The following is an 8304-nucleotide window of genomic DNA, read 5'->3' on the forward strand; positions in this document are numbered from 1 at the left end:
CCGTTAACGCTAGTGTGATGGGCCGCTTTCGGTCAATTGCGAACGCCGCGTTAATCGCGCCGGGTAATGCTTTGCCGCAAAGCGTGTCACCGCGGACGCAGTTCCGTCCTCAGGTTGAGCAGGTTCGCCGCCAGGATCACCGCAGCGCCCAGGAACACCGCCGCTTCCAGCGGCTCGCCGTAAAGCAGCATGCCGACCACGGCGATCACCGGCAGGCGCAGGAAATCGAGCGGCATCACGATGATCGCGGGTGCGACCATGAGCGCGCTGGTCAGGCAGTAATGCGCCATCAGCCCGGCCACCCCCAGCACCGCAAGCGGCACCCATGCGGCGGCCGAGGGCCAGGCGATCTGGCCGTCGATCCCGGCGCAGACCAGCCCCATTCCTGCCTGCATCACCGTCAGCCAGAACAGGATCGACACGATCGACTGCGTGGCCGTCAGCCGCTTGGTGAAAAGCGCCGACCCCGCAAAGCCCAGCGCCGCCCCCAGCGCGGCCAGTGCGCCGGGTTCCAGCGCCATGGGGTCAGGGCGCGCAACGATCAGGATCCCGGCAAAGCCCGTCAGCGCCGCAAGCGCGCGGGCCCGCGTCAACCGCTCGCCCAGGATCAGCGGGGCCAGAAGCGCGACCCAGAGCGGCGCGGTGAATTCCATGGCGAAGACCTGCGCCAGCGGGATCAGCGCCAGCGCCAGGAACCACAGGTTCTGCCCGGTGAAGTGAAAGACATTGCGGACGAAATGAAGGCCCAGCCTCTGGCGCGACACTTCGCCCAGCCGCCCTGCCAGCCCCGCGAGGCCGACCACCAGCACGATCCCGATCACCGAACGGTAGAGCATCAGCTCGAACGTATCGAGTTCCACCGACACGGCCCGCCCGGCCACCGCCATCGACGAGAAGGACAGGATCGCCCCGGTCATCCACAGCGCAGCGCGGGGGATGTCCGGGCCGCGCGCCGGAAGGCTCATTCCCACTCGATGGTGCCGGGCGGCTTCGACGTGATGTCGTAGGTGACCCGGTTGATGCCCTTGACCTCGTTGATGATCCGGGTTGCCGTCTCGGACAGGAAGTCATGGGTGAAGGGATAGTAATCGGCGGTCATGCCATCCACCGACGTCACGGCGCGCAGCGCGCAGGCGTAATCATAGGTCCGCCCGTCGCCCATCACGCCGACGGTGCGCACGGGCAGCAGCGCGACGAAGGCCTGCCAGATCTCGTCGTAAAGCCCGTGGCGGCGGATCTGGTCGATATAGACCGCATCGGCCTTGCGCAGGATCGCCAGCTTCTCGCGGGTGATCTCGCCGGGGCAGCGGATGGCAAGGCCCGGGCCGGGAAAGGGATGGCGGCCGATGAAGCTGGCGGGCAGGCCCAGTTCATGGCCCAGTGCGCGGACCTCGTCCTTGAACAGCTCGCGCAAGGGTTCCACCAGTTTCAGGCCCATCTTCGCAGGCAACCCGCCGACATTGTGATGCGACTTGATCGTGACCGAGGGGCCGCCCGAAAAGCTGACCGACTCGATGACATCTGGGTAGAGCGTACCCTGCGCCAGGAATTCGGCGCCGCCCACCTCGGCCGCGTGTTTCTGGAACACGTCGATGAACAGCTTGCCGATGGTCTTGCGCTTCACCTCGGGGTCGGAAACGCCATCGAGCGCCGACAGGAACAGGTCGCTTTCATCGGCATGGATCAGCGGGATGTTGTAATTGTCGCGGAACATGGCGACCACCTCGGCCGCCTCGTTCTGGCGCAACAGGCCATGATCGACGAAGACGCAGGTCAGCTGGTCGCCGATCGCCTCGTGGATCAGCACGGCGGCCACCGAGGAATCCACGCCGCCCGACAGCCCGCAGATCACCTTGGCATCGCCGACCTGCGCGCGGATCTTCGCGATCGCTTCCTCGCGATAGGCGCCCATCGTCCAGTCGCCCCGGAACCCGGCAAGGCGGATGAAATTCTCGTACAGCGTCCGGCCGTTCGGGGTGTGATGCACCTCGGGATGGAACTGCACGGCATAGAAGCGGCGCGCGGGATCGGCGGTGATCGCAAAGGGCGCCCCGGGCGAGGTGCCCAGAACCTGGAAACCCGGCGCGATTTCCGCGACATGGTCGCCATGGCTCATCCAGACCTGCTCGCGCCCGCCCTGGAACCAGCCGGACAGGAACTCGTCGCCCCGGCCCGCCTGTTCGACATAGGCGCGGCCGAATTCCGCGGTGGCATGTTCGCCCGCCTCGACCCGACCGCCCAGGTCCTGCATCATCACCTGCTGGCCATAGCAGATGCCGAGGATCGGCACGCCAAGGGCATAGACCGATTGCGGCGGGCGCGGGCTGCCCGGGCGCGTCACCGAATCCGGCCCGCCCGAAAAGATCACCGCCCTTGGCGCGAATGCGGCAAGGAAGGCGTCGGTGACGTTCTGGTAGGGATGGATTTCGCAATAGACATTCAGCTCGCGCAGCCGACGCGCGATGAGCTGGGTCACCTGAGAGCCGAAATCGATGATGAGGAGGCGGTCATGCTGGGTCATGGCCGACTGATAGGGCCGGGCGGGAGCCTGCGCAAGCCCGCGCCGAGCAGGGCCATAAATGGCGCGACGCCGCAGCGCGGCGACGGATCTCAAGGGATGTCGCACTTGGCGCAGGATGGGGCGAAAACCGCCCGGCGCACAGTGCGTCTTTTGCGCTAGATGAGCGCGCGGCGGACAGGGCCAGCGACGGGAGAAGTGCATGGGCGAAGCGGAACAGCGGGGCACGCGCAGCCGTGGCGGCGGTGGGGCAGCGCGCCGGGCGGCGCGCAGCGGGATCGCGATCGAGACGGCGCGCTTCATCGAGCGCAACATTCCCGATTTCGAGCTGCTGAGCGCCGAGGCGTTGGCGATCATCGAAGAAAACGCCGAACGGGTGCTTGAAGAGATCGGCGTCAATTTCGTCGAGAATCCCGCCGCGCTCGACCGCTGGCGCGCAGCGGGCGCGGATGTCCAGGGCGAACGCGTGCGCCTGCCCCGGGGCCTTGCCCGCCAGCTTTGCGCGACCGCGCCCAGACGGTTCACCCAGCATGCCCGCAACCCCGAGCGCAATGTCGAGATCGGCGGACGCAGCCTTGTGCTGGCCCCGGTCTACGGGCCGCCCTTCGTGCGCGATCTGGACGGCGGGCGGCGCTATGCCACGATCGAGGATTTCCGCCGTTTCGTGCGGCTGGGCCAGATGTCGAAATGGCTGCACCATTCCGGCGGCACGGTCTGCGAGCCGACAGACGTGGCCGTGAACAAGCGCCATCTGGACATGTTGCTGGCGCATATGACGCTGTCGGACAAGCCTTTCATGGGCTCGGTCACCGAACCCTCGCGCGCGCGGGATTCCGTCGAGATGTGCGAGATCCTGTTCGGGCGGGAGTTCGTGGCGCAGAACGCCGTGATGACCTCGCTCATCAACATCAACTCTCCGCTGACCTTCGACGCGACGATGATGGGCGCGCTCGAGGTCTATGCCGCGGCGAACCAGGCCTGCATCGTGTCGCCCTTCATCGTCGGCGGCGCGATGGCGCCGGTGTCGGTCGCGGGCACGCTGACCCAGGTTCTGGCCGAGGTGCTGGCGGGCGTGGCCTATTCCCAATTGATCCGGCCCGGCGCGCCGGTGATCTTCGGGGCGTTCGTCACCTCGATCGACATGAATTCGGGGGCGCCCACCTTCGGCACGCCCGAGGCCAGCCAGATCCTGTTCGGCGCGGGTCAGCTTGCGCGCCGACTTGGGTTGCCGTTCCGATCTGGCGGGGGGCTGTGCGGCTCCAAGCTGCCCGATGCGCAGGCGGCCTATGAAACGGCCAATACGCTGAACGCAGCACTTCTGGCGGGCGTCAACTTCATGCTGCATGCCTGTGGCTGGCTGGAAGGTGGGCTGGTGGCGAGCGTCGAGAAATTCGTGATGGATGCCGATCAATTGGGCGCCCTGCACAAGATGGCGCAGGGCGTGGCAATGGATCCGCAGGCGCAAGCGATGGATGCGCTCGCCGAAATCGGACCGGGCGGCCATTTCCTTGGCTGTGCCCATACCCAGGCGCATTTCAAGGAGGCGTTCTGGCGCTCGGATCTGCTTGACTACAAGCCCTTCGAGACCTGGGACGAAGAAGGCGCGCGCGACACGGTCAGTCTGGCCGCCGATCGGGCGAAGGCGCTGCTGGCGCAGTACCAGCCGCCGCCGCTTGATGAGGGAGTCCGCGAGGCTCTGGAAGCTCATGTGACCCGGCGCAAGCAGGAGATGCCTGACGCCTTCGTGTGAGTGTCTCAGGCGGCTTCGCGCTCGGGTTGGGTTGCGGCCAGCGCATGCGCCTCGGCCATCAGGGCGATCAGAATCTCGATGTGACGGGCATAGGAATACCCGGCATCGCCGCTGCGGCGGCGGTCGTCCATCGCCGTTTCGAGGTCGATCAACCGGTCGATCACGGCCGCCGGATTGGTTTGGCGATGGCCTGGAAGCAGCCGGGCGAGGTCGCGGTCGCGGCGATAGTCGGCAAGGCCGAAACGGGCGGCCTGGACCATCAGTCGGGGACGACGAAGATGGGCGAGATGGGCGGGAATCCGGATCATGGCAGAACCTCCGATATGTCGATCGCAGGCAGAATGGCACAACCCTGGCGGGTGTTGCGTGTCGACAGAGATCTGCGTACGGAGGTTTCAGAATTCTTTACCGTTTAGAAACAATACTAAGCATCACGACTTTTGTTAACTCGACGGTAACCAATTCAACCTTGGATTGCATTAAGCTGTGATGGGCCCGAGACCCATCCAGTTGCATCAGGATCAGGAGAACGTCCCGAAATGGAATGCGTCTTACCGTCGGAAACCGCGCTGACCTGGCTGCCGCAGGCGGCGCGCTTGTATCTTGCCCATACCGAGGGCGGGTGTTCGCTGCGTGAACTTGCGCGCATTGAGGGCTGCCATCCCTCGACCGTGCTCCGCCAGGTGCGACGGGTCGAGACACGGCGCGACGATCCCCTTGTGGACCAAGCGCTCGCCCGCCTGGGTGCGCAGGCCCGGACTGCCCTTCCACCAAAGGAGATACCTCCGATGACAGCCACGATGCGCATTGATCGGCCGACGGTCGAGGATGCCACCCTCCAGCGTGAGGCGCGCCGCGTGCTGCGCCGCATGAACGAACCGGGTGCCTTTCTCGCAGTTGCGCGCGACATGGAAAAGGCCGCCGTGCTGCGCGAGGGGCCGGACGGTCATACCAGCCGCGTCGCCGTGGTGGACCGTGCCATGGCCGAGGTCTTCGCGCTCAAGGACTGGATTGCCTGCCGCAGCCGCGGTCGGGTGACGATCTATGAAATCACCACGGCAGGACGGGCCACGCTGAAGCGCATGCTCGCCGAGAACGAGGCGAACAAGAACGGACAGGCCGACGCCCTGGCACCGTTCGGCGACCAGCATCGCGACTGGGAAACGGCCAGCGACGAAAAGGCCGAGCGCATCCGCTACAATCGCGCCGAGTCGCCGCTCTCGATCCTGGGGCGACGGCGCGACAGGGACGGCAAACCTTTTCTGACGCCCGACCTGGTAGCGGCAGGAGAGCGGCTGCGCGAGGATTTCGAGGTGGCGCAGATCGGCCCGCGGGTTGCACAGAACTGGGACCGGTTCCTGACCGGCTCCGACAGGGGCGCGTTCCAGCCCGGCTCCGGCCCGTGTGACGGTCCGAGGGGCGCGCGCGAGCGCGTGGCGTCGGCTCTTCGCGACCTGGGGCCGGGGCTCGGCGATGTGGTCCTGCGCTGCTGCTGCTTTCTGGAAGGCATGGAGCAGGTCGAGCAGCACATGGGCTGGTCTGCGCGCTCGGGCAAGATCGTGCTCAGGATCGGTCTGCAAAGGCTCAAGCTGCACTACGAACGGCTCGGCGAACGGGCCGGAATGATCGGCTAGGCGTTCGCCCCCACGATCATTCCCACCACATAGGCGACTATCGCGCAGACGCCGCCCACCAGCATCGTCTCGCCAACCGACCGGAAAAGTCCCAGCCCGGTCGCATTCCAGCGTAACAGTCCCAGTGCAGCCAGCGCGCATATCGTTGCACCGATCGACAGCACGAAGGTCCGCGGCTCGGCCGACAACAGGAAATAGGGCACCAGCGGAACGATTCCGAAGGTCACGAAGGACAGGAACGTGAACAGCCCGTTGATCGCCGGGTTGTCCTGGTCGGGATGGCCAAGTCCGTTTTCGTAGCGCAACAGCATCTCTGCCGTCATTTCCGGCGTGCGCGTGATGATTGCCGCCGCAGAATCGGCATCGGTGGACGACAGTCCGCGGCCGCGCAGATGGGCGGCAAGGCGCGCGCGCGCCGCGGGAGGATCGCAGCGGATCGTCTCGATCCTGCGGGCTCTCTGGGCGCCATAAAGGTCGCGTTGCGCCCGGCCCGAAAGGAACTCGCCAAGACCCATCGAGACGGCATCTGCCAACAGGTTGGCCATTCCGAACACAAGGACCGCCAGCGCCCCGATCTGCGCAACCCCGTCGGCCCGGGCCCCTGCAAAGCCCGCCACAACGGCAAAGGTGGTGACGATCCCGTCATTCCCGCCATAGACGATCTGCTTGAGGAATTCCTGGGTCCGGCCCAGCCGAGCGGTCCGGTAAGGGGCAGGATCGACTTGGGTCATGGGGCCTCCCGAAACACTGGCGCAACCATACAGCCGACACCGTTCCGGTCCAACGGACAACGCCGTGTCGGCCGGAAAGCGTTAACCTTGACGGGTGCAACCGGGGAAACATTGCAATTCCCCTGAGCGTATTCTGTGTGGACCCGTCAACGACAACCCAAATATGCCCCGAAATTGTGCGCCAAGTAGGCGCTTGTTTACGCATTCCCGCCTATCTCCAGGCTCAGATGCGTATTCCGAAATCTAAAATTGAACATATCTCAGGAACGAGTTCGATGTCCCTCCGTGCAAAGATCATCCTTTCGATTCTCGCCTCCGTGGCCTTGTCCGCGCTTGTCATCCTCGTGCCAATGCTGTTCGGAATGAAGGGGATGATCGAGCAGGGGACCGCGCGCGAGCTTGAGCAGGTGCGCCAGCGGTTTCAGTCCGCGCTTGATGACCGCAACCACAACGCATTGTCGATGGCGACCATGGTGGCCCGCATGCCCCAGGTTCAGGCCGCGGTGGTCGCCGGGGACCGCGAGGCGTTGCACGATCTGTTCGTGCCCGGCTTTGCCGAGCTTCGCGACCAGCAGGGTGTGCGGCAGTTCCATTTTCACACGCCGCAGTCGCATTCGTTCTTCCGTGTAAATCAGCCCGAAACCTTCGGTGACGATCTCTCCGCGTTCCGCAAGACCGTGGTGCTGGCCAATACGACTCGGGCGCCCGTGACCGGACTCGAACTCGGACGGGGGGGCCTGGCCGTGCGCGGCATCGCCCCCATCGCCCATAACGGCGGCCATGTCGGCACGGTCGAATTCGGGCTCAGCCTGGACGAGGACTTCTTCCGCGCATTGGTGGCGGAGTCCGAGGTCCAGATGGAGTTCTACGTTGTCCCCGGAACGGGCATCAACTCGTTCGAGAGTTCGGATTCCGCAGCGCTCAACCGCAGCGTGGCAAGCATTGACGCGCCCCCGTTGCTGAGTGCGAATGCCGTGCTTGGCGCCCGCGATATCGGCATCGATCCCTACGAACTGTTGATCGGAACCGAGCCTTTCAGCGGCGCGGCCTTCCCGGTGAAGGATTTCGCGGGCGAAACGGTCGGAATGCTGCATGTGATGGTGCCGCGCGCCTCTTACCTGGCTCTGATGAACGAGGCCCGGACGATCGCCTTTGCCGCGGCCGCAGCGGCGCTGATCCTGGGGCTTCTGGGCGCGCTGCTGATGGGCGGGCGGATCACCGCGACGCTGGCCGACCTGATCGCCAAGCTCAAGCGCCTCTCCGATGGCGACCTGCAGATCGACGTCTCGGCGGCGCAGGCAGCGGGCGGCGAACTCGGTCAACTCGCCAATGGCATCGCCGCCTTCCGGGATCACCGTTTGCAGGAGGTGACCACTCTGGCGCGCGAACGAGAAGAGGCGCAGGCCCACCGGGTCGCGCTGGTCGAAATCCTGGGTGATGGCCTGCAACGGCTGGCCGCTGGCGATCTGTCGACGCCGATCCGCGAGGATCTGGGCGAGGGCTACAACAGCGTGCGCGACGACTACAACGCCTCGCTCGACAGTCTGGCCGACCTGATCGGGTCGCTGCGCGAAGCCGCGACCGAGATCCACGCGCGTGCCGAGGAGATCGGCGGGGCGTCGGAGGATCTGTCGCACCGGACCGAGAACCAGGCGGCGACGCTGGAGGAGA

At 65.7% G+C, this 8304-nt stretch carries 7 protein-coding genes; 3 read left to right on the top strand and 4 right to left on the bottom strand.

The window, feature by feature from the left end; translation table 11 throughout:
• Positions 1–86: 86 nt before the first annotated feature.
• Positions 87–965 (bottom strand): DMT family transporter, encoded by an 879-nt coding sequence (locus EV216_RS15835; protein ID WP_132696503.1) that lies wholly within the window; start codon positions 963–965, stop codon positions 87–89.
• Positions 962–2521: a glutamine-hydrolyzing GMP synthase gene (gene guaA / locus EV216_RS15840; RefSeq protein ID WP_132696504.1), complete on the bottom strand. Its 1560-nt coding sequence runs from the start codon at positions 2519–2521 to the stop codon at positions 962–964. Before guaA ends, EV216_RS15835 begins: the two co-directional genes overlap by 4 nt.
• 199 nt (positions 2522–2720) lie before the next feature.
• Here guaA and EV216_RS15845 point away from each other — a divergent pair, with 199 nt between their 5' ends.
• Entirely contained in the window at positions 2721–4268 is a 1548-nt protein-coding gene (locus tag EV216_RS15845; RefSeq protein WP_132696505.1) for a trimethylamine methyltransferase family protein, read from the top strand.
• A gap of 5 nt (positions 4269–4273) precedes the next feature.
• Here the strand turns inward: EV216_RS15845 and EV216_RS15850 are convergent, their stop codons facing one another.
• Positions 4274–4576 (bottom strand): DUF6477 family protein, encoded by a 303-nt coding sequence (locus tag EV216_RS15850; protein WP_132696506.1) that lies wholly within the window; start codon positions 4574–4576, stop codon positions 4274–4276.
• 231 nt (positions 4577–4807) lie between these two features.
• Here EV216_RS15850 and EV216_RS15855 point away from each other — a divergent pair, with 231 nt between their 5' ends.
• On the top strand, positions 4808–5902 hold the full coding sequence (locus tag EV216_RS15855; RefSeq protein ID WP_132696507.1) for a DUF6456 domain-containing protein: 1095 nt from the start codon (positions 4808–4810) through the stop codon (positions 5900–5902).
• Here the strand turns inward: EV216_RS15855 and EV216_RS15860 are convergent.
• The gene (locus EV216_RS15860) at positions 5899–6633 is read right to left on the bottom strand and encodes a VIT1/CCC1 transporter family protein (protein ID WP_132696508.1); all 735 of its coding nucleotides are present in this window, start codon (positions 6631–6633) and stop codon (positions 5899–5901) included. The genes EV216_RS15855 and EV216_RS15860 overlap by 4 nt on opposite strands.
• Before the next feature lie 275 nt (positions 6634–6908).
• Between EV216_RS15860 and EV216_RS15865 the strand changes: the two genes are divergently transcribed.
• Positions 6909–8304, top strand: a 1396-nt coding sequence (locus tag EV216_RS15865; RefSeq protein WP_165899293.1) for a methyl-accepting chemotaxis protein, incomplete at its 3' end; no start/stop codon positions are given.

The sequence above is a fragment of the Rhodovulum steppense genome (genome assembly GCF_004339675.1).
Taxonomy (GTDB): domain Bacteria; phylum Pseudomonadota; class Alphaproteobacteria; order Rhodobacterales; family Rhodobacteraceae; genus Rhodovulum; species Rhodovulum steppense.